The sequence below is a fragment of the Curtobacterium sp. PhB170 genome, assembly GCF_003752345.1.
Classification (GTDB): domain Bacteria; phylum Actinomycetota; class Actinomycetes; order Actinomycetales; family Microbacteriaceae; genus Curtobacterium.
In genome coordinates, this window is sequence record NZ_RJUM01000011.1 from 414,424 (window position 1) to 439,011 (window position 24,588).

24 protein-coding genes are annotated in these 24,588 nt (G+C 71.8%); 13 read left to right on the top strand and 11 right to left on the bottom strand.

Features of this window, described 5'->3' with window-relative positions; genetic code table 11:
* The first annotated feature begins 167 nt into the window (after positions 1-167).
* Entirely contained in the window at positions 168-866 is a 699-nt protein-coding gene (locus tag EDF40_RS12730; RefSeq protein ID WP_123339793.1) for a FadR/GntR family transcriptional regulator, read from the top strand.
* Positions 867-1,051: 185 nt separating this feature from the next.
* On the opposite strand, the gene EDF40_RS12735 is transcribed toward EDF40_RS12730, so the two are convergent.
* From EDF40_RS12735 to EDF40_RS12755, 5 genes are all read right to left on the bottom strand, one after another.
* A complete protein-coding gene (locus tag EDF40_RS12735; RefSeq protein WP_123294233.1) occupies positions 1,052-1,654 on the bottom strand; it encodes a GNAT family N-acetyltransferase in 603 nt (200 codons plus the stop codon).
* Between the two features lie 9 nt (positions 1,655-1,663).
* Positions 1,664-2,347, bottom strand: a complete 684-nt coding sequence (locus tag EDF40_RS12740) for a uracil-DNA glycosylase (RefSeq protein ID WP_123339794.1) — start codon at positions 2,345-2,347, stop codon at positions 1,664-1,666.
* Between the two features lie 5 nt (positions 2,348-2,352).
* Complete coding sequence (locus EDF40_RS12745) at positions 2,353-3,072, bottom strand: Type 1 glutamine amidotransferase-like domain-containing protein (RefSeq protein WP_123339911.1); 720 nt, start codon at positions 3,070-3,072, stop codon at positions 2,353-2,355.
* Positions 3,069-3,602, bottom strand: coding sequence for a phosphoribosyltransferase (locus EDF40_RS12750; RefSeq protein ID WP_173168683.1), 534 nt, complete (start codon positions 3,600-3,602; stop codon positions 3,069-3,071). Before EDF40_RS12750 ends, EDF40_RS12745 begins: the two co-directional genes overlap by 4 nt.
* A 69-nt stretch (positions 3,603-3,671) precedes the next feature.
* Positions 3,672-4,445 carry an SDR family oxidoreductase gene (locus EDF40_RS12755; protein ID WP_123339795.1) on the bottom strand — a complete coding sequence of 258 codons (774 nt, stop codon included), beginning with the start codon at positions 4,443-4,445 and terminating at the stop codon, positions 3,672-3,674.
* Positions 4,446-4,588: 143 nt separating this feature from the next.
* Between EDF40_RS12755 and EDF40_RS12760 the strand changes: the two genes are divergently transcribed.
* The 6 genes from EDF40_RS12760 to EDF40_RS12785 all read left to right on the top strand — a co-directional run bounded on the left by EDF40_RS12760 (position 4,589) and on the right by EDF40_RS12785 (position 12,326).
* On the top strand, positions 4,589-5,680 hold the full coding sequence (locus EDF40_RS12760) for an acyltransferase family protein (protein WP_123339796.1): 1,092 nt from the start codon (positions 4,589-4,591) through the stop codon (positions 5,678-5,680).
* A 348-nt stretch (positions 5,681-6,028) separates the two neighbouring features.
* Positions 6,029-7,360 (top strand): bifunctional o-acetylhomoserine/o-acetylserine sulfhydrylase, encoded by a 1,332-nt coding sequence (locus EDF40_RS12765; RefSeq protein ID WP_111086406.1) that lies wholly within the window; start codon positions 6,029-6,031, stop codon positions 7,358-7,360.
* Between the two features lie 282 nt (positions 7,361-7,642).
* The gene (locus EDF40_RS12770) at positions 7,643-8,845 is read left to right on the top strand and encodes a homoserine O-acetyltransferase (protein WP_123339797.1); all 1,203 of its coding nucleotides are present in this window, start codon (positions 7,643-7,645) and stop codon (positions 8,843-8,845) included.
* A gap of 242 nt (positions 8,846-9,087) precedes the next feature.
* The gene (locus EDF40_RS12775; RefSeq protein ID WP_123339798.1) at positions 9,088-10,245 is read left to right on the top strand and encodes a sensor histidine kinase; all 1,158 of its coding nucleotides are present in this window, start codon (positions 9,088-9,090) and stop codon (positions 10,243-10,245) included.
* A complete protein-coding gene (locus EDF40_RS12780; protein WP_123339799.1) occupies positions 10,242-11,567 on the top strand; it encodes a hypothetical protein in 1,326 nt (441 codons plus the stop codon). The genes EDF40_RS12775 and EDF40_RS12780 overlap by 4 nt, the downstream gene beginning before the upstream one ends.
* A gap of 87 nt (positions 11,568-11,654) precedes the next feature.
* The gene (locus EDF40_RS12785) at positions 11,655-12,326 is read left to right on the top strand and encodes a response regulator transcription factor (protein ID WP_111086410.1); all 672 of its coding nucleotides are present in this window, start codon (positions 11,655-11,657) and stop codon (positions 12,324-12,326) included.
* 333 nt (positions 12,327-12,659) lie between these two features.
* Here EDF40_RS12785 and EDF40_RS12790 read toward each other — a convergent pair whose 3' ends face one another.
* Positions 12,660-13,925: an MFS transporter gene (locus EDF40_RS12790; protein WP_123339800.1), complete on the bottom strand. Its 1,266-nt coding sequence runs from the start codon at positions 13,923-13,925 to the stop codon at positions 12,660-12,662.
* A 306-nt stretch (positions 13,926-14,231) separates the two neighbouring features.
* Positions 14,232-14,417 (bottom strand): hypothetical protein, encoded by a 186-nt coding sequence (locus tag EDF40_RS12795; protein ID WP_123339801.1) that lies wholly within the window; start codon positions 14,415-14,417, stop codon positions 14,232-14,234.
* Positions 14,418-14,541: 124 nt separating this feature from the next.
* Between EDF40_RS12795 and EDF40_RS12800 the strand changes: the two genes are divergently transcribed.
* Positions 14,542-14,736: a hypothetical protein gene (locus EDF40_RS12800; protein ID WP_123339802.1), complete on the top strand. Its 195-nt coding sequence runs from the start codon at positions 14,542-14,544 to the stop codon at positions 14,734-14,736.
* Positions 14,737-14,811: 75 nt separating this feature from the next.
* On the opposite strand, the gene EDF40_RS12805 is transcribed toward EDF40_RS12800, so the two are convergent.
* Both EDF40_RS12805 and EDF40_RS12810 read right to left on the bottom strand, forming a co-directional pair.
* The gene (locus EDF40_RS12805) at positions 14,812-15,120 is read right to left on the bottom strand and encodes a thiamine-binding protein (protein WP_123339803.1); all 309 of its coding nucleotides are present in this window, start codon (positions 15,118-15,120) and stop codon (positions 14,812-14,814) included.
* Positions 15,117-16,382, bottom strand: a complete 1,266-nt coding sequence (locus EDF40_RS12810) for a glycosyltransferase 87 family protein (RefSeq protein WP_123339804.1) — start codon at positions 16,380-16,382, stop codon at positions 15,117-15,119. Before EDF40_RS12810 ends, EDF40_RS12805 begins: the two co-directional genes overlap by 4 nt.
* Positions 16,383-16,466: 84 nt before the next feature.
* On the opposite strand from EDF40_RS12810, the gene EDF40_RS12815 reads away from it, so the two are divergent.
* Complete coding sequence (locus tag EDF40_RS12815; RefSeq protein ID WP_185003028.1) at positions 16,467-17,177, top strand: YceI family protein; 711 nt, start codon at positions 16,467-16,469, stop codon at positions 17,175-17,177.
* A gap of 442 nt (positions 17,178-17,619) precedes the next feature.
* Here the strand turns inward: EDF40_RS12815 and EDF40_RS12820 are convergent, their stop codons facing one another.
* The gene (locus EDF40_RS12820) at positions 17,620-18,480 is read right to left on the bottom strand and encodes an ADP/ATP-dependent (S)-NAD(P)H-hydrate dehydratase (RefSeq protein WP_123339805.1); all 861 of its coding nucleotides are present in this window, start codon (positions 18,478-18,480) and stop codon (positions 17,620-17,622) included.
* 24 nt (positions 18,481-18,504) lie between these two features.
* On the opposite strand from EDF40_RS12820, the gene EDF40_RS12825 reads away from it, so the two are divergent.
* The 4 genes from EDF40_RS12825 to EDF40_RS12840 all read left to right on the top strand — a co-directional run bounded on the left by EDF40_RS12825 (position 18,505) and on the right by EDF40_RS12840 (position 22,851).
* The gene (locus EDF40_RS12825) at positions 18,505-19,137 is read left to right on the top strand and encodes an HAD family phosphatase (RefSeq protein ID WP_123339806.1); all 633 of its coding nucleotides are present in this window, start codon (positions 18,505-18,507) and stop codon (positions 19,135-19,137) included.
* A 10-nt stretch (positions 19,138-19,147) separates the two neighbouring features.
* Positions 19,148-20,230: an NADH:flavin oxidoreductase/NADH oxidase gene (locus EDF40_RS12830; protein ID WP_123339807.1), complete on the top strand. Its 1,083-nt coding sequence runs from the start codon at positions 19,148-19,150 to the stop codon at positions 20,228-20,230.
* A 157-nt stretch (positions 20,231-20,387) separates the two neighbouring features.
* Positions 20,388-21,758 (top strand): hemolysin family protein, encoded by a 1,371-nt coding sequence (locus EDF40_RS12835; protein WP_123339808.1) that lies wholly within the window; start codon positions 20,388-20,390, stop codon positions 21,756-21,758.
* 55 nt (positions 21,759-21,813) lie between these two features.
* Complete coding sequence (locus EDF40_RS12840; protein ID WP_123294216.1) at positions 21,814-22,851, top strand: hemolysin family protein; 1,038 nt, start codon at positions 21,814-21,816, stop codon at positions 22,849-22,851.
* A gap of 163 nt (positions 22,852-23,014) precedes the next feature.
* On the opposite strand, the gene EDF40_RS12845 is transcribed toward EDF40_RS12840, so the two are convergent.
* A complete protein-coding gene (locus EDF40_RS12845; protein ID WP_123339809.1) occupies positions 23,015-24,454 on the bottom strand; it encodes a GuaB1 family IMP dehydrogenase-related protein in 1,440 nt (479 codons plus the stop codon).
* Between the last annotated feature and the right edge of the window lie 134 nt (positions 24,455-24,588).

The following is a 24,588-nucleotide window of genomic DNA, read 5'->3' on the forward strand; positions in this document are numbered from 1 at the left end:
GCCTTCGTGTCGAGGGGCGGCTGGTGCTGCGCGCGCCGACCCTCAATAATCTGATTAATCAGACTATACGACGATCCGCCGCGCGCCATCCGCCCTCGGACGCAGTCTGCCGTTTCGATGGGACCGACGTCACGCCGACCGCGCGACCCGTACTGCACGGAGGAACGATGCCCCCAGCCCGCGGACTCCACGCCCACGTGCTCGACACCCTCGGGCAGCGCATCGTCGACGGTGCGCTCGACCCCGGCACGGTGGTCCGCCCCGAGCTCGTGGCAGATGAGTTCGGTGTATCCCGGTCGGTCGTGCGCGAGGCGCTCCGCGTCCTGCAGTCGCTCGGACTGGTCGAACCCCGGCAGCGCGTCGGGACGCAGGTGCTCGGCATCGGGTCGTGGGAGCTGCTCGCCCCGACGGTCATCCGGTGGCGTGGCGCCTCGCCCGCCTACTTCGTGCAGCAGCGGGAGTTGCTCGAACTGCGGCTCGGCGTCGAACCCGTCGCGGCGTCGCTCACCGCAGGCGGCTCCGGGGCGTCCGCCGTCCTCGACGCCGCGCAGGACATGCTCGCCGCCTGCGCGCGCGAGGACAGCCGCGCGTACCTCGAGGCCGACGTCCGCTTCCACCGCGCCCTGCTCACCGGCTCCGGCAACGCCGTCTTCGCGCACTTCGCCGGCACCGTCGAGGCGCTGCTGCGCACCCGCACGTCGGAGTCGCGCGACACCATCACGCGCTGGACGCGCGAGGCAGCGCTCCGCCACGAGGCCGTCGGGCACGCCCTCGTCACGGGTGACGGGGCCGCCGCGGCGGCCGCGACGACGGCGCTCGTCGGCGTCACGCGCGACGAGTTCATCGCGGAGGCCCCGCGGCCCTGACGGGGTGTGCGGGGTGCGGGGGCGGGCGAGGGCCGGCACGCCGGGCGCTGACCGCCGAGGTTCCACAACACGCCGTGCGCTGGTCGTCGAGGTTCCACAACGCGCGCGATCGCACGCCGAGATGCGCAGATCTCGGAACCTCGGCGAGGCCCACCGCGACCGAACGACGACGGACGACGGACCGACTATTTGCGCGCGAAGAGGCGGGGTCCGCGCAACCGCAGGCGCATCGTCACCGTGCCGAGCCACCGGTCGTACTTGTAGCCGACCTTGCCCATCCGGCCGACCTCCTCGAAGCCGAGCCGCTCGTGCAGGCGGATCGAGGCCTCGGCCTGCCGGTCGGCGATCACGGCGACGACCTCGCGGACCCCGGCGGACCGGCACTCGTCGAGCAGGGCCTCCATGAGTGCACGGCCGAGCCCCTTGCCACCCGAGGCCGCTCCGAGGTAGATCGAGTCCTCGACGACCCGGTTCGACCGGTCGCGCGGGTTCCAGGCGTCCACGAGCGCGTAGCCGAGGATCTGTCCGGCGGGGTTCTCGGCCACCAGGAAGGGCAGCTTGCGCTTCCGGATGTCGTCGTAGCGCTGCTTCCACCGGGCGAAGGTGAACGCCGACGGGTCGAAGGTCACCGACGAGTTGCGGACGTAGTGCGTGTGGATCTCACGGACGTCGGGCAGGTCGCTCGCCTCGGCGGCACGGATCCGGTACTCGAACGCGGTCTCGCTCGCCGGCCGGGCACGCAGGTGTCGCGGCAGGACCCGCCGTCGCTGGTATTCCTCCTCGAGCACGTGCCGAGCCTACTGAGCGGGCAGCGACCAGTCGACCGGCGCCGCGCCCTGTTCCTGCAGCAGCGCGTTGACCTGCGAGAACGGCCGGCTGCCGAAGAAGCCCCGCGACGCGCTCAACGGGCTCGGGTGCGCCGAAGCCACCACCGGGGTGTCGCCGAGCAGCGGCCGGACGGACGCGGCCTGCGCGCCCCAGAGCACGGCGACGAGCGGGGTCCCCCGGGCGACGAGTGCGCGGACGGCCTGGTCGGTGACGGCTTCCCAGCCCTTGCCGCGGTGACTGCCGGCGTCGCCCGCACGGACCGTGAGCACACGGTTGAGCAGCAGCACGCCCTGGTCCGACCACGCGCGCAGGTCACCGTGCGCCGGCGGGGTCACGCCGACGTCGGCACTGAGCTCCTTGTAGATGTTCGCCAGGCTGCGCGGCACCGGACGAACTGCCGGGTCGACGGCGAACGACAGCCCGATCGGGTTGCCCGGCGTCGGGTAGGGGTCCTGCCCCACCACGAGCACCTTCACGGCGTCGAACGGCGTGGTGAAGGCCCGGAGCACGTCGGCGCCGGCCGGCAGGTAGGTGCGGCCAGCCGCTGTCTCGTCACGGAGCCAGGCACCCATGCGGTGCACGTCGGCCTCCACCGGAGCGAGCGCCGACGCCCAGCCCGGGTCGACCAGGTCGGCGAGCGGTCGTGGTTCCACGACGGCTACGCGCCCATCGTGGCGACGGCCACCGACTCCTCGCCGGCCATGACCCGCCAGACGCTGCCGGTGCCCCGGACCTCGAGCGCGCCCTCGCCGACGACGAGGGCGGTGTCCTCGTCGATCGCCAGGCCCGCAGTGACGAACTCCGCCTCGGCGCTCGCGATCAGGCGGGCGAGGGTGCCGGCCTGTACCGCGTGGACGTCGATGGTCAGGTCGACCAGGCCGAGCCCTTCGCGGAGCTCGACCTCGTCGAGTCCTTCAGACGCCCCCTCGGGGCAGATCTCGACGCCGCCGATGCGCCAGCCACCCACGAGCGCGCGGTCGGCGGCGATCATCGCACCGGCCGAGTAGCCCAGGTAGGGCAGGCCGTCGGCGACGAGCAACCGGATCTGGTCGACGAGTGGGGCGATCGCGCCCAGGTAGTCGGGGGTGACGCCGCCACCGACGACGAGCGCGTCGACGTCGCTCAGGACGGTCGTGTCGAACACCTGGCCGGCCGCGACCTCGGTGACGACGACCTCGGCCGCGCGGGCACCGCCGAGCACCTCGGCGATGTCGGCGGTCGACGACGGACTGCCGCCGTCCGGGCCGGCGACGGAGAGCAGGGCGATGCGCGGGACCGTCCGGCCGACGGCGGCCGAGCGCGCGGTGGCCTCGGCGAGGAAGGGCGCTGCGGCGTCCGAGGCGGCGAAGAGTCCGCCGCCGACGAGGTGGATGCTCACGACTCGGCCGTCACCGGCGCGAGGGCGCTCCACGGGAACGTGATCCAGCCGTCGACCCGGCGCCACACGTGGTCGGGCTCGAGGACGGTGCCGGGCTTCGAGTACAGGCAGGCGCTGCGGACGTCGGCACCGGCGTTCCGGATGATGTCGACCACCAGGCGCAGGGTCCGACCGGAGTCCGACACGTCGTCGACGACGAGCACGCGCTTGCCGGCCAGGCTCGGGGCGTCGAGCGCGGGTGCGAGCACGACGGGCTCGTCCAGGCGCTGCTCGACGTCGGTGTAGAACTCGACGTTGATCGAGCCGCACTCCTTGGTGCCGAGCGCGTAGGCCACGGCACCGGCGATGATCAGCCCGCCGCGGGCCACTGCGACGACGACCTCGGGCTCGAAGCCGGAGGACAGCACGTCCTTCGCGAGCAGGCGTGCGGCGTCACCGAATTCCAGCCATCCGAGCACCTCGGGCCCGCTCGTCACGGTCACGGTCGACTGAGCCGGGGCCGTGGGCTCGGGTTCGCTGCTGATCGGCATCCGTCCACGGTACCGGCAGGGACCCCGCGCCCGCGACCCGTGGCCACCGCCCGGGCGCTGCGCAGGCGATCAGCGCGGCGTGAGCGTCCCGCGCGCGAGCTTGTGCTGCGCCGACTGCGCGACCGGTCGGATCGTGACGAGGTCGAGGTTCACGTGCGGCGGCAGTTCCACCGCGTGCACGATCGCCTCGGCGACGTCGTCGGCGACGAGCGGGTCCGGCACGTCGTCGTAGACCGCGGCGGCCTTCTGCTCATCGCCGCGGAAGCGGGTGAGCGCGAACTCGTCGGTCTTCACCAGCCCTGGGGCGATCTCGACGACGCGGATCGGCTCGCCGTTCAGCTCGAGCCGGAGCGCCCCGACCAGGGCGTGCTCGGCGAACTTCGCGGCGTTGTAGCCACCGCCGTTCTCGTACGCCACGAAGCCGGCCGTGCTCGTCACCGTGACGATGTCCGCTCCCCCGGTGTCGCGCGCACGGTCCCGCAGGTGCGGCAGCAGCGCGGCGACGACGCGCTTCGTGCCGATCACGTTCACCTCGAACATGGCCCGCCAGTCGTCGACGTCGGACTCCTCGACGCTGGCCGAGCCGAACGCGCCGCCGGCGTTGTTGACGAGGACGTCGGCGCCGCCGAGCTCGGCGACGCGGGCGGCGAGCGCCTCGACGTCGGCAGCACTCGTGATGTCCGCCACCAGGACCTCGGCCCCGGTCTCCGCGGCGAGCGCCTCGAGCTTCGACGCCCGGCGGGCGACGGCGAGCACGTCCCAGCCCCGCGAGCAGAACAGCCGGACCGTGGCCGCCCCGATGCCCGAGCTCGCTCCGGTGACGACTGCGCGCCGTGCTGCCATGTGATATGCCTCCTGCGTCGGTGTCGGGGCCCCGGATCGCCCCGTTGTCGGGGCAACGGATCGCCCCGTTGTCGGGACGACTGCTCGCCCCGGTCCCCACCGTACCGACCCTCCCAGGTCACGATCCGGTAACGTGACCGACGATGACGACGGATGCCGCCCCTCCCGCACCCTCGGCCCCGGCGACGCAGCTCGAACCCGGCCGGGCACCGCGCCGTATCCCGATGTGGGACACCGCGCGGTTCGTCGCGGTGACCCTCGTGGTGATCGGCCACGCGATCCAGCGCCAGACGACCGCGAGCGAGCACGCCCTGGCGCTCTACACGTTCATCTACGCGTTCCACATGCCCGCGTTCGGTGTGATCAGCGGCTACTTCTCGTCGGCCGACACCCCGACGGCGAAGCGCATGCGCCGGACGATCACCGACATCGTCGTGCCGTACATCATCATGCAGACGATCTGGACGGTGGTGCAGGGCATCGTCGAGGGCGGCAAGGACTTCAACCCGACGCAGCCGACCTGGACCCTGTGGTTCCTGCTGGCCCTCGGCATCTTCAAGCTGATCCTGCCGTACCTGGCGCAGCTGCGGTGGCCGCTGTTCTGGGCCGTCGTGTTCAGCATCGGCGTCGGCTACTTCGACAACGTCGACTCCACGCTGTCGTTGTCCCGTGCGATCAGCCTGCTCCCGTTCTTCCTGCTCGGGTGGCAGGTCAAGCAGTGGGGGCTCTTCGACCGCTGGTACGAGGCCTCGCGTCGCACCGTGGTGCGGGTGCGCGTCGCCGCCGGTGTCGTGTTCGCCGCGTGGGCCGTGTCGTGCGCGGTGTGGATCCCGCAGTTCAAGGAGTTCGACCTGCACCACTGGTTCTTCTACGACGACTCGTACTCGGGTCTCGGCGAGGACGCCTGGTGGGCGGGTGCCGTCCGCTTCGGCCTGATGCTGCTCGCGACACTGCTGACCGCGTCGTTCCTGGTGCTCATCCCCCGCCGGAACATCTGGCTCACGCAGTTCGGTGCGGCGACGATGTACGTGTACCTGCTGCACACCTTCGTGCTCTACCCGATCCGCGAGTCCGGCGTGCTCGCCGGTCCGCACTCCGCGTGGCCGTTCGTGCTCCTGATGGTCGCGATCGCCTGCGCGGTCAGCCTCTTCCTGGCGCAGCCCTTCGTGCGGCGCGGGATGCGCTGGCTGCTCGAACCGAACGTCGGTTGGCTGTTCCGTCGCGACGCGGCGTAGCGGTGCCACCTCGCACCGTGCGCGTTCCTCCGGCCGGTGCGAGCTTGCCGGTTCGGTGCGGCGCGGCAGCGCCGCACCGCACCACCGACCTCGCACCGTCCGACGGTGACAGCACGGTGCGGACGGACGGACGGGAGGCCCGTGGCGCGTCGGGCGCGCGCGTTACGTCCGAAGGCGGGTGCGGTGGTGCGGGCCCGGCCACCTGCGTACCGTGACACCCGACGCAAAGCAGCATCCCCACCGGGCACGGCCGACCAGCCGCTGGCGCGTCTGCTCGGGACCGGCCGGCGTGGCCCGCTCGAGCTCACCCGAACCCATCACCCAGCCGCACCGGACAGGAGCACCAAGATGACCGAGCACGACGCCGCGCAGTGGCGGTTCGAGACCACGCAGGTCCACGCCGGCGCACAGCCGGACCCGACCACGGGCGCCCGCGCCACCCCGATCTACAAGACGACCTCGTACGTCTTCGCGAACTCGGACGAGGCCCGCGATCTGTTCGCCCTCGCCAAGCCGGGCAACATCTACTCCCGCATTATGAACCCGACGAACGACGTCGTGGAGCAGCGCATCGCGGCACTCGAGGGCGGCAGCGGCGCACTCCTCGTGGCGTCCGGCCAGGCGGCGGAGACGTACGCCGTGCTGAACATCGCGGGTGCGGGCGACCACATCGTGTCGTCGTCGTCCATCTACGGCGGCACGTACAACCTGTTCAAGTACACGCTGGCGAAGCTCGGCATCGAGACCACGTTCGTCGAGGACCAGGACGACCTCGAGGAGTGGCGCCGCGCCGTCCGCCCGAACACGAAGCTCTTCTTCGCCGAGACCATCGGCAACCCGCGGATCAACGTCCTCGACATCACCGGCGTCAGCGACGTCGCGCACGAGTCCGGCGTCCCGCTGATCGTCGACAACACGATCGCGACGCCGTACCTGATCCGTCCGTTCGAGCACGGGGCCGACATCGTCGTGCACTCGGCGACGAAGTTCCTCGGCGGCCACGGCACCGTCATCGGCGGCATCATCGTCGACGGCGGGAAGTTCGCCTGGTCGCAGCACCCGGACAAGTTCCCGGAGTTCAACACGCCCGACCCGTCGTACCACGGCGCGGTCTTCGCCGAGGCCGTCGGCAACGAGCTCGCCTACATCGTGAAGGCCCGCGTGCAGCTGCTCCGCGACCTCGGGGCGTCGAACTCGGCGGACACTGCGTTCGCACTCCTGCAGGGCATCGAGACCCTGTCGCTCCGCATCGAGCGCCACGTGTCGAACGCCCAGGAGATCGCCGAGTGGCTCGACCAGCACCCGGACGTCGCGACCGTCGCGTACGCCGGCCTCCCGACGTCGCCCTGGTACGCCGCGGCGAACCGGTACGCGCCGAAGGGCGTCGGCGCCGTGCTGTCGTTCGAGCTCAAGGGCGGGGTGCCCGCGGGCAAGGCGTTCGTCGACAACCTGCAGCTGTTCTCGCACCTGGCGAACATCGGCGACGTGCGCTCGCTCGTGATCCACCCGGCGTCGACCACGCACTCGCAGCTCACGCCCGAGCAGCAGCTCACCACCGGGGTCACGCCGGGCCTGGTGCGCCTGTCCGTCGGCATCGAGAACATCGAGGACCTGAAGGCCGACCTCGAGGCCGGGCTCGCCGCGGCCCGTGCGGTGTCGCAGGAGGGGCAGCGCGCCTAGCGTTCCTCCCGCCCGGGCACCGACTCGGAACGACAAGGTCGACGTCGCACGACGTCGACCTTGTCGTCTCACCGCCCGTGCAACAGTTGCCGACGCGGCCGTGCGACTTCCTCGAGGTCGTACGACGTCGACGTTGTCGCACCCGCCCGCGCACCCGCCCGCGCACCCGCCCGCAGACGCCCGGACCAGGACGACGCGAGCGCGGCCCGCGACCCGGCCACGGGGCGGGCGTGACGTAACACGGCGGCGGCGACCCGCGCCTCCCGGCAGACTGGACGCACCATGGACTGGCAGACGACCCCCGAGGACTCCGTGCCGTCCACCCTGGTGCCCGGTGCCGAACTCGGCACCATCGGCAAGCCGCCGGTCACCGGCGCCTGGCGCCCCGGCGACCACCCGGGTGCGCGCCACTTCGCATCCCTCGGCGAGCAGTGGGTGCGCGGCGGGCGGCTGCCGGCCGTGCGGGTGGCGTACGAGTCGTGGGGCACGCTCAACACGGCGCGCGACAACGCCGTCCTGCTGTTCCACGCGCTGACCGGGGACTCGCACGTCGCGGGCGCACCCGGTCCGGGGCACCGCACCGCCGGCTGGTGGGGCGACGTCGTCGGCCCCGGCCTGGCGATCGACACCGACCGCTGGTTCGTGATCGCGCCCAACATGCTCGGCGGCTGCCAGGGTACGACCGGGCCGTCGTCGGTGGCACCCACCGGGGTCGAGTGGGGCTCGCGCTTCCCGTTCGTCACCGTGCGCGACCAGGTCGAGGTGCAGCGCCAACTCGCCGACCGACTCGGCATCGACGTGTTCGCGGCCGTCGTCGGCGGGTCGATGGGCGGGATGCACGCCCTCGAGTTCGCGGTGTCGCACCCCGCACGCGTCCAGCGGCTGGCGGTGCTGGCATCGACGGCGCAGACGACGGCGGACCAGATCGCGGCGAACTCCCTGCAGCGCTCGGCGATCCAGATGGACCCGGCGTTCGCGGGCGGCGACTACTACGAGGCCGATGCCGGCGAGGGCCCGCACCGCGGGTTGGCGCTCGCGCGGCGGATGGCGTTGATGACCTACCGGGCGTCCGACGAGCTGAACGGCCGGTTCGCCCGGTCGTGGCAGAGCGACGTGTCCCCGCTCGGCGACGACGGGCGGTTCTCGGTCGAGAGCTACCTCGACTTCCACGGCAACAAGTTCACCCGGCGCTTCGACGCGTCGTCGTACATCACCCTCACGCACGCGATGGACTCCCACGACGTCGGGGCCGGGCGGGGCGGTGTCGCTGCCGCGCTCGAACTCGTGACGGCCCGCACGCTCGTCGTGGGGATCTCGAGTGACCGGCTGTTCCCGATCGAGGACCAGCACCGGATCGCCGCGGGGGTGCCGGACACGCTCGACGGTGACACGGCCGCGGTGATCGAGAGTGAGTTCGGGCACGACGGGTTCCTCATCGAGCACGAGCAGGTCGGCGCGCACCTGCGGCGGTTGCTCGACGGCTGAGCGCGACACGGCACGCGGCGGGGCGGCGGCACGCACAGGGGCCGCGGCACGCACCGGGGCGGCGGCGGCACGCACGGCACCCGCGGCGGCACGCACCGGTGTGTGACGGCACGCGCGGCACGGCGCGCCGAACACCCCCCAACGGGTGTCGCCCGTGGTTGGATGGCTGCGAGCCCGGACTGAACGAGGCTCGGTTTCCCCGCACGACCCGTCACACCAGCTCGTCACCAACCAGGACATCGATGGAATTCATCGCACAGGAACGCGACCGCTTGCTGCGGGCGACGACCCGTGTCGTGGGCATCGTCTGCGCGCTCATCAGCGTCGTCGGCGTGGTCTCCGCCGCCGCGGTCTCCGCCCTGCCACTCGTGGGCGCCCTGCTGTGCATCGCCGCGATGGTCGCCGCGTTCGTGTTCTTCGGCCGCAGCGGGACCGTGTGGTGGACCGCCGCGATCCTCGTCACGGGGCTGGCCTCGCTCGCGCTGCTGTTCTCCGGCGTGGACGAGTCGGTCCGCCCGCTCGTCGCCAGCGCCGTCATGCCGCTCGCGGGCGGCTCGCTCTCCGCCCCGCTGATGGCGCAGCGCGGCCAGCCGTTCGGCCTCGGGCTCACGATCGGCACCGGCGCGATCGTCGTCGTCGTGATGGTGTGGGCCACCGGCGGGTTCCTGTCGACGCCCGTCAGCGGCGCATTGCTCGGCTGGGTGCTCATCGCGGTCGTGGCCGTGTGGATCTCGCGCAGTATCCCCCGCGTCGCCCGACGGATCTACAGCATCGGCACCGCGCACCGCGCCGAACGGCAGGCCAGCGAGACCGAGGCACAGCGGCGGCAGGGTGCGCGGCTGCTGCACGACACGGTCCTCGCGACGCTCACGCTCCTCGCCCACTCCGGCGTCGGGGTCTCCGAGCAGGCCATGCGCGAGCAGGCCGCCGAGGACGCCAGACTCCTCCGCCACCTGCGACTCGGCGCGACCCCGCAGCCGTCGCAGTCCGGCGACTACTCGCTCACCCGCGAAGAGGAGTCGCCGCTCGGCCAGACCCTCGAGTCGGTGAAGCAGCGCTTCGGGCGGATGGGCCTCGAGGTCAGCTGGCACGGCACTGGCCAGGTGCTGCTGCCGTCGCACGTGCTCGACGCCTTCCTGCTCGCGCTCGGCGAGTGCCTCGAGAACGTCCGCCGGCACGCCGGTGTCGGCGAGGCGCACGTCACGATCGTCCACGACAACGACATGGTGCGCGCCATGGTCACGGACTCGGGCGTCGGGTTCGACCTGACCACCGTCAGCGCCGAACGACTCGGCTTCAAGGAGAGCGTCGTGAGCCGGCTGCGCGAGGTCGGCGGCGACGCCAAGCTCTTCTCCGCGCCGGGCTCCGGCACCACCGTCGTCCTGGAGGCACCGCGATGACCCGGGTCCCCGAGGACACCATCAGCCGCGGCCTTCCCGGCGAGTCCACCGGTCAGCAGCCGCCCCGCACCCGTCGCGAGGCGCGCGAGCGCTACCGCACCAGCGAGCGTCGGCAGGCCCGCGGGCTCCCCTCCACCTCGACCGGCGCACGGTCGCTCCGCCAGGCCGCCAAGCCCGGCGCCTCGCTCGGAGCCGGGTACCTCGGCCTCGGCGCCGCGGTGCTCACCGCCATCGAGGCCGTCTCCGGCATCGTGTACTTCCTGGTCCGCTGGTCCGACTTCTCTGACCCGTGGCTGCCGGCAGCCGCCTGGATGCTCTACATCGTCGCCGCGGTCGGTGTCGGCCTGAGCGTGCTGACCTACGGCGAGCGGTTGACCGGGCTGGCCTTCGTGCTGATCTGCGTCGTGCTGGCGTGCGTCGTGACCCTCGACTTCATCGGCATCTGGCCCGAGCACGACATCGCCCACACGGCATCGGCGTCGATCGCCGCGGGCTTCGCGCTCCTGCCGATCGCCACGCTCCGACCCGCCCGCGAGGTCGCCGCCGCCATCGCGGTGCTCGGCCTGGCGTTCGTCGGCATGAGCGTCGCCTCGACCCCGATCACCAACGACACGCTGCCGGGCATCGTGTCCCTGCTCGCCCTGGTCGTCGTGCCCCCGTCGATCGCCCTGTACGTGGTGCAGCGGTTCCGGCAGCTCGTGCAGCGGGAACTCGACCGGGTGCTCGTGCAGAGCAACGTGCAGGCGCCGCAGTTCGCGGTCGGCATGCTCGCCTCGGACGAGCTCGCCCGACTCGACCTGGCCGCCGAGAAGCTGCTCGACGCCGTCGCGAACGGCACCGATCCCCTTCCGCTGTCGGACGCCTCGAGCTCCGTCGCGGCCTCGCTCGCGACCGAGCTCCGCCTGCACCTCATCGAGGGCCGGCGCGAGACCTGGCTGTACCACGCGATCACGGAGTCCGACCACCTCGGCCGTTCGGTGAGCGTCGCCGACCCGGGCGCCCTCGCCGGACACCTCTCGCCCGCCCAGCGCGACGGGCTGCTGCAGGCCCTGTGGCAGATGGTCGGCGACGGCCGCACCGCCACCCCTGGCCTGCCGGTCGTCTCGGTCACGCTCGGCCCGGTCGGGTCCGACGGCCACCCCGTCACCGACGAGCGGATGGACGTGCCGGTCGTGATCGAGTCGCGCGGCGTCCAGCGCCGACGCCTCGGCCCCACCGCCTGGAGCGCCCTGCAACGCATCGGTCCGTACACCGAGACCGTCCGCGACGGCGCGCTCCACATCGTCGCCCACTGCGTCGTGGACCGACATCCGTCGATGTAGCTGCCGGACACCCGGACAGCCTGCCCGTGCCACGTGCCCCTCCCTCCTAGGATCGGGCACGAACTGCCCCCGAGAAAGGACGCCCGCATGGCGACTCCAGAGGAACCCATCCGACTCGCACTGGTCGACGACCACAGGATGCTCCTCGGCGCGCTCACGGAGTGGATCCGGAGCGCCGCCGACGACATCACGCTGGTGGCCGCGGTCACGACCTGGCCCGAGCTCCTGACGAGCCCGGCGTTCCCGGTGGACGTGGTGCTGCTCGACCTGGACCTCAAGGACTCCATCCCGGTGTCGCTGAAGATCTCGACCCTCAAGACCGCCGGCGTGAAGACCGTCGTGATGAGCACCTACTCGGAGCCGAACGTCGTGCGCGAGGCCCTGGCGGCCGGTGCCCTCGGCTACCTGGTGAAGAGCGAGGACGCCGACATGATCGTCGAGGCGATCCGCTCCGCCCAGCGCGGCGAGCAGTACGTCTCCGCCGAGCTCGACCTGGCCATCAACAGCGGCGACGTCGGTGGCGTCCCGAAGCTCAGCGCCCAGGAGCGTCGCGTCATGGCCCTGTACGGCGGCGGCGAGCCCGTGAAGAGCGTCGCGTACCAGCTCGGCATCTCCGAGGAGACCGCGAAGAGCTACCTCAAGCGCATCCGCGAGAAGTACCGCGTCGCAGGCTTCGACGTGGGCACGAAGGTCGCGCTCCGGAAGCGGGCGATCACCGACGGCATCATCGTGCAGGACGGCGGCCCGCTGGGCCTGTAGCGCGCGGCGCACGTGGGCGCTTGCCCGTTTCGTGAGCAGAAATGGTCGGGTCCCATCACGGGAACCGACCATTTCTGCTCACCGTGGGCGGTCTGCCGCAACACCACGTCGGACGGGAGGCCCGTGGCGGCGTCGCCACGGGCCTCCCGTCCGACGCGTGGGCGCGCCCACTGCGCGCGGTCAGTGGATCGGGACCGGCCTGCGGTCTGTCCCGCCACAGCGACACTGTGGCGCGGATGCCGGCGGTCCGTTCCACGAAGGCGACAGTCTGCCGCGAACAGTTCGCGGCAGACTGTCGCTTTCGCGAACTGCGCTGGCGGCGCCCGCGCGCGATCAGTGGATGGGGACCGGCGCGGTGATCGGGCCGGTGCTCGGCGACGGCGAGCGAAGCGCGGCACGGCGCGTGGTGCGACGCTCGACCGAGTAGCTGAACATCGTGACGAGGACGCCGAGCAGCGCGAGGACGATGCCGAGCCAACCCGGTGCGACGAACCCGAAGCCGGCAGCGATGACCGCACCGCCGAGTGCCGCGCCGAGCGAGTTGCCGATGTTGAACGCCGAGTGGTTGAGCGCCGCGGCGATCGTCCGGGCGTCGCCGGCGACGTCCATCAGGCGGGACTGCACCGCCGGCGGGATCGCCGACGAGGTCGCACCGAGCAGGAAGGCGCCGAGCAGCATGCCCCAGAGCCACTGCGCGGTCAGCACCGTGAGCAGCAGGGCTCCGATGAGCGAGAACATGCCGAAGTAGATCGTGCGCTTCACGCTGTGGTCGGCGAGGTGTCCGCCGAGCACACCGCCGACGACCATGCCGATGCCCACGACCACCAGGACGATCGGCACGAACGACTCCGGCATGCCGGTGACGTTCTGCACGAGCGGCGAGATGTACGAGTAGACGGCGAAGAACCCACCGAACCCGACGGCGCCGAGGCCCATCACGATCCAGACCTGCGGCACACGGAAGGCGCGGAGCTCCCGGCCGATGGTCGCGTGCTCGTCACGGGCGCTCTTCGGCACGAAGGCCGCGACGGCGAGGAACGTGAGCGCGAACAGTGCGGCGACGACGCCGTAGGCGATCCGCCACCCGGCGAGCTGGCCGACCCAGGTGATCGCGGGGACACCGACGACGTTCGCGACCGACAGGCCGAGCAGCACCATCGCGATGCCCTTGCCGCGCTTGCCCGGGCCCATCATGTCGCCCGCGACGATCGAGGCGATGCCGAAGTAGGCGCCGTGCGGCAGACCCGCCACGAACCGGGCGACGAGCACCAGGCCGAACGACGGCAGCAGCGCGCTCGCGATCGTCGCGAGGACGAACCCGACGAGCAGCACGAGGATCAGGCCCTTTCGCGGGAACTTCGCCGACATCGCCGCGATGGTGGGAGCACCGACGACGACACCGAGGGCGTAGGCACTGACGAGCCAGCCCGCGTGCGCGATGCCGGCATCCGGGTCGAGGCCGTACTGCTGCGGCAGCAGTGCCTGCGCGATGTTCGGCAGCAGGCCCATCGCGACGAACTCGGTCGACCCGATGGCGAAGCCGCCGAGGGCGAGCGAGATGAGCGCGGCGGTGCGACGCGCAGGCGTGAGCTGTGACATGGGGCCTGTTCTCGGACGACGTCCTGCACGGGCGGCGTCGGATCGGGGTGTCGGCTGGACGGTGTCGCCTGGGCGACGGTGGTGACGGAGGCGTCCCGTGGTCGTCGCGGCGCACGTGCCGATCGGCAGCGCGGCCACGCCCGAACGGGGTGCCGGTCCGGGTTCAGCAGCGAACGGGACGGTCCGGGTGGCGACGACCATCCGGTCCGAGCAGTGTAGACCGCTCCAAAGGCCGAACGGAAGTCGCCGTGCGCGGCCATCTCGGGTCGCACCGGGCTGGCCCGGTCGTACCCGAGGTGAACCGGGTCAGGCCGCCTGACGCTCCGCGTGGGCGGGACGCGTCGATGCAGGAGCGAGTTCGGGCAGCTCGTCGCGGTGCGTCCAGCCGGCGCCGCACTCGGCGCACGTGGCCCAGGCGTTCTCGCCCTGTTCGTCCGTGTCGATGACGACCGTTCGCAGGTCGCAGTCGGGGCACCAGCCGTCGTGGGTCATCACGCGCTCCTCGTCGTCTCGGGGCCACCGGATGTGGCTCGACAGGGGCCATGAGACACCCGACCACCGACATCCGCGGGAGGGTATCGGCGTGTCGTGCGGGCCCTCGTTGTTCAATGAGCACGTGACCCTCGCTGCCACCGTGATCGCCTCCTGCGTCGCCGGTGCGCCCGCGAACTGCGAGGACGCCACCGACCCGATGGGCATGGTCGTCGTGCTCATCGCGGCGCTCGCCGGCATCGCGCTGCTGACGGTGTTCGTGGTGCTCGGGCCGGACCCGCGCCGGCGGACCCGGGCACGGCGGCGCGACAAGCGCTGAGCGCGAGCGCCGAGCGACAGCGCCGAACACGAGCGCCGAGCGACAGCGCCGAGCGACAGCGCCGGCCGCTGAGCGCTACTCGCCGAGCGCAGCCTCGAGCCGCTCGAGCTTGCCGTCGATCTCGCCGGTGTGGCCAGGTCGGATGTCGGCCTTGAGCACGACCGACACCCGCGTGCCGTAGGCGCCGACGGCCTCGGTGGCGCGCTTGACGACGTCCATGACCTCGTCCCACTCCCCCTCGATTTCGGTGAACATCGACGACGTCCGGTTCGGCAGGCCGCTCTCGCGGACCACCCGCACGGCCGCGGCGACGGCATCGTGCACGGAGCCGTCCGCCTGTTCGGAGGGACCACCGGACGGAGCAACGGAGAAGGCGACGATCATGCGTCCATCCTGCCCGCGCCCCGGCCCATACGCACCAGCTCGACCACGGTCCACGCAAGGACCGCCACCTCGAGCACGTTCCGCAGCGTCAGCACCACGAGCATCCACGGCTGCAGCGTGAGCACCTGGTCGTAGTACGCCGGGTAGACCAGCTGCGTCAGCACAGCGGTGGGCAGTGCGGCGATCGCGATCGGCACGAACCGGCGCACACTCGGCGTCCCGGCGGCCAGCCCCCACACGATCGGCACGGCGAGCCACCCGATGTACTGCGGAGACCCGACCTTGTTGGTGGCGATGAGCGCGGCGACGAACAGCAGCGCGAGCACGGGCGCGAGCTCGGCCCGACGAGCGCCACGGCGGGCTGCCCACAGCGCGAGCACGACACCGGCGACGACCACGAGGGCCATCAGCGGCGTCGAGACCGCGGCAGCGGCGTGCGTGCCGGCACCGGAGACCTCGAACGTCAGGATCTGCTGGTTGTAGAAGACGGCCGCACCAGGAGCCCCGAACGCCGCCGCCCACATGAACGGCGTCGCGAGCGGCGACTCGATCTGCAGCGCTCGGCCGGTCTGCTCGCCGATGAACGACAGCAGGTACGGCGCTCCGCCCCAGAGCACGTCGACGAGCACGATGAGCGCGCTGAGCACGAGGGCACCGGCCAGCACACCGCGGCGGTGCCCCTTGCGCAGGAGCAGCAGCACGGCGACGAGGGCGGCCGGCCAGACCTTCGTCCACGCACCGGCGGTGAACAGCGCCGAGGCGACCGCCGGCCGCGAGGCGACGAAGGCCACCCCGACCAACGCGAACACCGTCGCCACCGTGTCGATGCGACCGAGCGCGATCGGCCCGAGTGCGAGCAGGAAGGCGAGCCACCACCACACGACGCGCACGCCGCGCGCCGACGAGCCGTCCGCACGCGAGCCGAACGCGCCACGCGCCCGGAACCGCCACAGGAAGGCACACGCGACGGCGTCGAGCAGCACCATCAGCAGCAGCCACCCGGAGCCGATCGACGCGATCCCACCGAGTGCTGCGGCGGCCATCGGCACGATCGCCAGGATCGGGTAGACCCACTCGCCGTCGATCCCGACCCAGAAGTCCGCGCTCCGCCCGGTCTCGATCCACCGGCTGTAGGTGATGGTGACGTCGCCGAGGGGCAGGTTCGCCGAGATCGCGGTCAGCCACCACAGCGCCGCGTGCACGGCGGCGAACGCCAGGACGAACCCGACGCGTTCGATCCACGGGTTCCCGGTCCTGCGCACCGGACGAGCGTACCGGCAGCGAGCGCACCCGAACCGGCAGCGAATCCCAGGCTCCCCCAACCATGACGTGTCACCGTCTTGCTCGTGACCACCGAAACCCCGCGCAAGCGCCGCAAGGCCGTCATCTGGATCTCCGTCATCGCCGCCGTCGTCGTGCTCGGCGTCATCGGGGCGATCGTCGCGACGAACGTCTACACGAGCAACGAGAACGCGAAGGCGTCAGCGGCACCGTCCGTGGCCGCCAGCCGACAGGCCTCCACCCTCGACGACTCCGACCTGTCCGGCGCGTGGACGGTCGGCGGCGACTCCGAGGCCGGCTACCGCCTGCACGAGGTCCTCAACGGCTCCGACGTCACCGTCACCGGCCGCACCGACAGCGTCTCCGGCACCGCCACCGTCGACGGCACGAGCATCACGAAGGCGACGATCACGGTGCAGGTCGCCGACATCGCCACCGACTCCGACCAGCGCGACTCCTACTTCCGCGACTCCGCGATGGACACCGCCGCCTTCCCCGAGGCCACGTTCGAACTCTCCGAGCCGATCGCCGACGCGGTCCCGAGCGGCTCGGACACGACGAAGGTCACCGCTGCCGGCAAGCTCACGCTGCACGGCGTCACGAAGGACGTCACCGCAGACCTGCAGGTCGGCCTGAACGGCGACGGCGTCGACATCTCCGGCTCGATCCCGGTCACGTTCTCGGACTACGGCGTGCAGGCGCCGAGCCTCGGCTTCGTGAAGGTCGACGACTCCGGCACGGTCGAGTTCCTGGTGCACGCGACCCCCGCGAGCTGACGTCCGCGACGCGCGTCACGCCCGTGACGTGCGCACGAGCGGACGGGAGGCCCGGTGCCAGCTGGCACCGGGCCTCCCGTCCGTCCCCGCTCTCGTCTGCAACAGGCGACACGACCGATGTCGCACGACGTCGACCATGTCGTCACCCCGCGCCCGCAACCATGCGCGTGGGCAAGGAACGACGAACTCGATGTCGTACGACGTCGATGCTGTCGTCACCGCGCGTGTGCAACCATGCGCGTGGGCAAGGAAGGACGAACTCGATGTCGTACGACGTCGACCATGTCGTCACCGCGCGTGTGCAACCACCGGCGCACGCAAAGAACGACTTCCTCGTCGTCGCACGACAACGAGGAAGTCGTCACGCGGCGTCCGCAACAGGCGACATCACTGATGTCGTGCGACGTCGACGCTGTCGTGCTGCGTCGCCGCGCACCGACCGCTACCCGCGCGCGTCGCCGTCCACGACCAGGTCCCGCACGACCCCGGGCAGCTCGCCGATGAGCCCGGTCATCGGGAACGGCCCGCCGCCGGACGCCCGCCGCGCCGCGAGCCCGTGCACCACCGCGGCCGACGCGGCCAGGTGCGCGAGGTCCGACGGCGTCAGCGACGAACCAGCCGCCTCGACGGAGCCCTGCCGCGACGCCACGAGCGCGCCGAGCACCCCGCCGAGCACGTCCCCGGCGCCGGCGGCGGCGAGCCACGGCGTCGCCGACGACGCCACCAACCGGACCGACCCGTCGGGCGTGACCACGTGCGTGCGCTCGCCCTTGAGCAGCACGACGCTGCCGGTCTGCTCGGCCGCACGGAGCGCCGCGGCGGCCGGGTCCTGCTCGATCGACTCGCGGGAGACGCCGAGCAACGACGCGAGCTCCCCCGCGTGCGGGGTCAGGACGGCGAGCGGGCCGAGGTCGACGAGCGGGATCGCGCCCGCGTCGACCACGACCGGGACGCCGTCGTCCGAAGCGCGCGTGAAGGCCGAGGCGGTCGTGTCGTCCAGGTCACCGAGCGACGACGCCGAGATGCCCGAGCCGACGAGCCAGGCTTGCACCCGACCGACGCCGGCGACGGACTCGGGGCGACGGGCCAGGACGTGGTCCGACGCCCGCGACGGCCCGACGTACCGGACCATGCCGACACCGGTGTGCACCGCGGCGTCGACCCCGAGCACCGCGGCACCCGGGTACTGGTCCGAGCCGGTCGCGATGCCGAGCACCCCACGGCGGTACTTGGTGGACTCCCCCGTCGGCGCGGTGACCCACGCGGCGGCATCGGACGGTCGGACGGGCACGAAGTCGTTCACCGGCCCCACGTTACGGTGGAGCGCATGAGCCTGTTCCTGCCTGGTCGCGTGGTGGTCTTCGACTACGGCGAGGTGATCAGCCGGACGCCGCACGCGTCGCGCGACGCCCTCGTCGAGCTGACCGGGGTGCCGGCCGACGAGCTGTTCCCCGTCTACCAGGAGCTCCGCCACGACCTCGACCGCGGCGACCTGTCCGTCGTGGCGTACTGGCGGGCGATCGGCGAGCGCGTCGGGCGGACCTGGAGCATCACGGACATCCACCGGTTCTGGGCCGTCGACTTCACCGGGTGGTTCGAGGTCGAGCCGGAGACCCTGGCGATCGTCGAGGAGCTGCACGACGCGGGGACCCGGGTGGCGCTGCTGTCGAACGCCGGCTTCGACTTCGGTGACCCGTACCGACGCTCCCCGATGGGCTCGCTGTTCGAGACGGTGGTGGTGAGCGCCGAGGAGCACGTCCTGAAGCCCGACGCATCCATCTACCGCGACACGTGCGCGCGTCTGGGAATCGAGCCGCAGCAGATGGTGTTCGTGGACAACAGGGCCGAGAACGCCACCGGCGCGGAAGCGATCGGGGCGGTCGGCCACCACTACACGTCGTCGGCGTCACTGCGGTCGTTCCTGACGGAACTCGCGGCCGAGCCGGCGCCCGTCCCCTGAGGAGTCCCGCGTGACGCACGCCCTGTTCGAGCCGATCACCATCCGCGACCTGACGGTCCGCAACCGCATCTGGGTCTCCCCGATGTGCCAGTACTCGGCCGAGGAGCAGGACGGCGTGCCGACCGCATGGCACCTCGTCCACCTGGGCGGCTTCGCCAAGGGCGGCGCCGGTGCGGTGGTCGTCGAGGCGACCGGCGTGGTGCCGGAGGGCCGGATCAGCCCACAGGACCTCGGGCTCTGGAACGACCAGCAGCGCGATGCCTTCAAGCCGATCGTCGACTTCCTGCACGCGCAGGGTGCTGCCGCCGGTGTCCAGCTCGCACACGCCGGCCGCAAGGCGTCGACGTTCCGCCCGTGGGAGTCCGAGCACGGTTCGGTCCCGGCCGACCAGGGCGGCTGGTCCACCGTCGCCCCGTCCGCCGTGGCCTTCGACGGCTACGCCGTCCCGCGAGAGCTGGAGACCGAGGACATCCGGGTCGTCGCACTGGCGTTCGCGCAGTCCGCTCGCCGCGCCGTCGAGGCCGGGTTCGACCTGGTCGAGATCCACGCCGCCCACGGGTACCTGCTGCACCAGTTCCTCTCGCCGCTGAGCAACCACCGCACCGACCAGTACGGCGGGTCGCTCGAGAACCGCGCCCGGGCACTGCTCGAGGTCGTCGACGCCGTCCGTGCCGAGGTCGGCGAGGGCTTCCCGATCGTCGTGCGCTTCTCGGCGACCGACTGGGTGGACGGCGGGCTCACGCTCGACGAGACCACGCAGGTCGCCCGGTGGGCGGCGGAGCACGGCGCGGACCTGGCCGACGTCTCGACCGGCGGCAACGTCGCGAGCGCGCCGATCCCGGTCGGCCCCGGCTACCAGGTGCCGCACGCCGCGGCGATCAAGCGCGACGCCGGCATCGGCACCATCGCGGTCGGCATGATCTCCGAGGGCTTCCAGGCCGAGCAGATCGTCGCGACCGGACAGGCCGACGTGGTGATGGTGGGCCGCGAGTTCCTGCGCGACCCGGGGTTCCCGCTGCGCGTGGCCGTCGAGCTCGGCGTCACCGTCGACTACGAGCCGCAGCAGTACCACCGCGCGCGGGTCACGGCGTAGACGCGCGGTCTTCCTGAACGGATTCTCGGTCGGTCCCTCGGGCAGGCAGTACGATTGGCAGCACTGTGGACGATCCCCCGAATAGTTCTTCGCCTCACTCATCCGCCGCTCACTCGGTGAGCTGCACGTCATCCCCGTGCGCGGACGGGGGTGAATCATGAGTCCGATCGACATCGTCATGCTCGTCGGCGGCATCCTGCTTACACTCGGCACCGGCGTCTTCGTCGCGTCCGAGTTCGCGTTGGTCAACCTCGACCGCGCCGACGTCGAAGCCCGTCGCGACCGCGGTGAGCCGGGCCTCGCACCCGTCATCGGGGCGCTGAAGGTCACCTCGACGCACCTGTCGAGTGCGCAGCTCGGCATCACGCTGACCACGCTGCTCACCGGCTACCTGCTCGAGCCGTCCATCGCGAAGCTGCTCGAGGCGCCGTTCCTGGCGATGAACCTGCCCGAGGGCATCGTCGAGACCGTCGGATCGATCATCGCGCTCGTCATCGCGACCCTGCTGTCGATGATCCTCGGCGAGCTCGTGCCGAAGAACTTCGCGCTCGCGCTGCCGCTGCAGACCGCGAAGCTCGTGGTGCCGCTGCAGATCGCCTTCACGACCGTGTTCAAGCCGGCGGTCGCGGTGCTCAACGGCACCGCGAACGCCGTGCTGCGGTCGATCGGCATCGAGCCGCAAGAGGAACTCTCCGGTGCTCGCAGCGCCGAGGAGCTCACCTCGCTGCTCCGCCGTTCGGCGTCCGAGGGGTCGCTCGAACAGGACACCGCGACGCTCCTCCAGCGGACGATCTCGTTCTCGGAGCTCAGCGCCAGCGACGTCATGACGCCGCGCCCGCGGCTCTCCACCATCCGGGTGTCCGAGTCCGCGCAGGACGTCATCGCCCTCGCCCGCAAGACCGGCTTCAGCCGCTTCCCCGTCATCGAGGAGGACGCGGACGACGTCGTCGGCATCGTGCACGTGAAGCAGGCCGTCGCCGTCCCCCGCGAGAAGCGCCCGGAGGTCCCCGTCGGGGCACTCATGACCGACGCCGAACGCGTGCCCGAGACGATGCCGGGCGACACCCTGCTCGCCGAGGTCCGCGGCCGCGGCTACCAGATGGTCATCGTCGTCGACGAGTACGGCGGCACCGCCGGGGTCGTCACGCTCGAGGACCTCATCGAGGAGATCGTCGGCGAGGTCTCCGACGAGCACGACCGCGCGCGCATCGACGTGGTCCGTTCCCGCGACTGGCTGACCTTCCCCGGTCTGCTGCGCCCCGACGAGCTCGAGGACCGCGCCGGCGTGAAGGTGCCGGAGGACGGCCCGTACGAGACCGTCGGCGGCTTCCTCATGTCGACGCTCGGCCGCCTGCCCGTCGTCGGTGACGAGGTCCCGCTCGACAGCGGTGTCTTCCGGGTCGAACGCCTGGACGGCCGCCGGATCGACCGCATCCGGTGGACCCCGACGCCCCCGCCGGCGGACACCGCGGCGACCGCCATCATCATCCCGTCCACGAAGACCGGCACGAAGGGCAGTACCCGATGAGCTCCGACTTCGTGACGGGCGCAGCGGCATCTTCTGGCTCCGAGGGGGAACTGCGATGAGCTCAGACTGGTGGGGCATCTTCTGGCTCTTCGTGCTGCTGCTCGGCAACGCGTACTTCGTCGCCGCCGAGTTCGCCGTCATCTCCGCCCGCCGCTCCCAGATCGAACCGCGCGCAGAAGAAGGCTCCAAGGCCGCGCAGATGACCCTGTGGGCCATGGAGCACGCCACCCGCATGCTCGCGACCACGCAGCTCGGCATCACGGTCTGCTCGCTGCTCATCCTGAACGTCTCCGAGCCGGCGATCCACCACCTGCTCGAGGTCCCGCTGCACCTGACGGGCTGGAGCGTCGAGGTCATCGGCACCGTGGCGTTCGTGGTCACGCTGCTGCTCGTCTCGTTCCTGCACGTGGTGTTCGGCGAGATGGTCCCGAAGAACATCTCGTTCTCGATGCCGGACCGCGCAGCGCTGCTGCTCGTGCCGACGCTCTGGTACATCGGCCACGGCCTGCACTGGGTCATCGTCGGCCTGAACGAGGTCGCGAACGCCGTGCTGCGTCTGTTCCGCGTCGAGCCCAAGGACGAAGCCGTCAGCGCCTTCACGGTGGAAGAGGTGCAGACCATCGTGGAGCAGTCCCGCCGCGAGGGCACCCTGACCGACGACGGCAAGCTCGCCCTGGCGTTCGAGTTCACCGAGAAGAAGGTCCGCGACGTCGCCGTGCCGATGGCCGAGCTCGTCACCCTGCCCGAGGACGCCACCCCGGCGGACGTCGAGCGTGCGGTGGCGCAGCGCGGGTTCTCGCGGTACGTGCTCGTCGGCGAGGACGGCTCCCCCACGGGCTACGTGCACGTGAAGGACGTCATCGACCTGCGGCCGGACGAGTTCGACGACCCGGTGCCGCCGAAGCGCATCCGCCAGCTCATCTCGCTCTACACGGAGATGGACCTCGAGGACGCCCTGGCCACCATGCGCGCCGCGGGCCGCCACGTCGCGCGGGCGTTCGACGCCGACGGCCGGACCCTCGGCGTGCTCTTCCTCGAGGACATCCTCGAGGAGCTCGTCGGCGAGGTCGAGGACGCGACCCGACGCCGGTAGCCGCACCGCCAGTTCCGCCAGTTCCGCCAAGGCGACAGATTCCCGCGAACGTTCCGCAGGGATCTGTCGCTTTCGCGATGGCGGACGGGAGGCCCGTGGCAACGCCGCCACGGGCCTCCCGTCCGTTCGTGGTCGCGAGCAGGGCCGCACCCGCCTGCGCGCGCTACCAGCTGACGGGGAGCGGCTTGCCCTCTTCGTAGCCGGCGGCGGACTGGATGCCGACCAACGCGCGCTCCGAGAACTCGGCGAGCGACGACGCGCCGGCGTACGTGGCGGAGCTCCGGACGCCCGTGGTGATCATGTCGAGCAGGTCCTCGACGCTCGGCCGCTCCGGGTCGAGGTAGATCGTCGACGACGAGATCCCCTCGGCGAAGAGCTCCTTGCGGGCCCGCTCGTACGGGTCGAGCCGCTCGAAGCGCTCGCGGACGGCCTTGGCGGACGCCATCCCCCAGCTCTCCTTGTAGGCCTTGCCGGCGGCGTCGCGACGGAGCACGCCCGGCGCTTCGAGGGTGCCCGCAAACCACGAGCCGATCATCACGGCCGAGGCACCGGCCGCCAGGGCGAGGGCGACGTCGCGCGGATACCGGACCCCGCCGTCGGCCCAGACGTGCGCGCCGAGAGACCGCGCCGCCGCCGCGGTCTCGAGGACGGCGGAGAACTGCGGCCGACCGACGGCGGTCATCATGCGCGTGGTGCACATGGCGCCGGGTCCGACACCGACCTTGATGATGTCCGCGCCCGCGTCGACGAGGTGGGCCACGGCGTCGGCGGTGACGACGTTGCCGGCGACGAGCGGGATGCCGAGCCGGAGCCCCGCGACGGTGCGGAGCGCGCGGAGCATGCTCTCCTGGTGGCCGTGCGCCGTGTCGAGCACGAGGACGTCGACCCCGGCGGCGGCGAGGGCCTGCGCCTTGGCGGCGACGTCGCCGTTGATGCCGATCGCGGCCGCGACCCGCAGACGACCCGAGACGTCGACGGCCGGCGTGTAGATGTCCGAGCGGATGGCGCTGGTCCGGCTCGTGGTGCCGACGACCTTGCCGTGCCGCACGACGGGCGCGAAGTCGACCTCGGCGCCGCTCAGCACGTCGTAGACGTGGCGGGGCGTGCCGGCGTCCTCGGCGTCGATCGCGGTCGAGGCGCCGTGCAGCAGGTCGCCGAGCGTCGCGTCGGGACCGGCGTCGCCGAGCCGGCTGGCGGGGACGCACCCGAGGTACTCCCCGGCGGCGTCGCGGACCACCACGCCCCGACCGGCGACGGGCAGCAGCTGCTCGAGCGCCTCGGCGACGGTGGTGGACGAGCCCATGTCGTAGGCGGTGTCGTAGTCGACCGGCTGGTCCTTCACCCAACGGATCGCGGCGTCGAGGTCCTGCAGGTGCATGTCCTGCGGCAGGACGCCGATGCCCCCGCGCCGCGCCAGGGTCGCGGCGAGGCGCGGCCCCGTGACCGAGTTCATGTTGGCGCTCACGATCGGGATCGTCGCACCGCTGCCGTCGTTCGACGCGAGGTCGACGTCGAAGCGGCTCGTCACGCCGGAACGGCTCGGGACGAGGAAGACGTCGGAGTAGGTCAGGTCGTGTGTCGGCCGCGTCTCGTAGAACCTCATGGGCCCCACTGTACGGCTCCGCCCGGAGGCCGGACCGGGCCCCGACTCGCACCGCGGCTGACACCGAACGGACATGTGCGAGCGGCTAGGCTTGGCACCTGTGCGGGGCAGGGTTGCACCGCACGACACACACG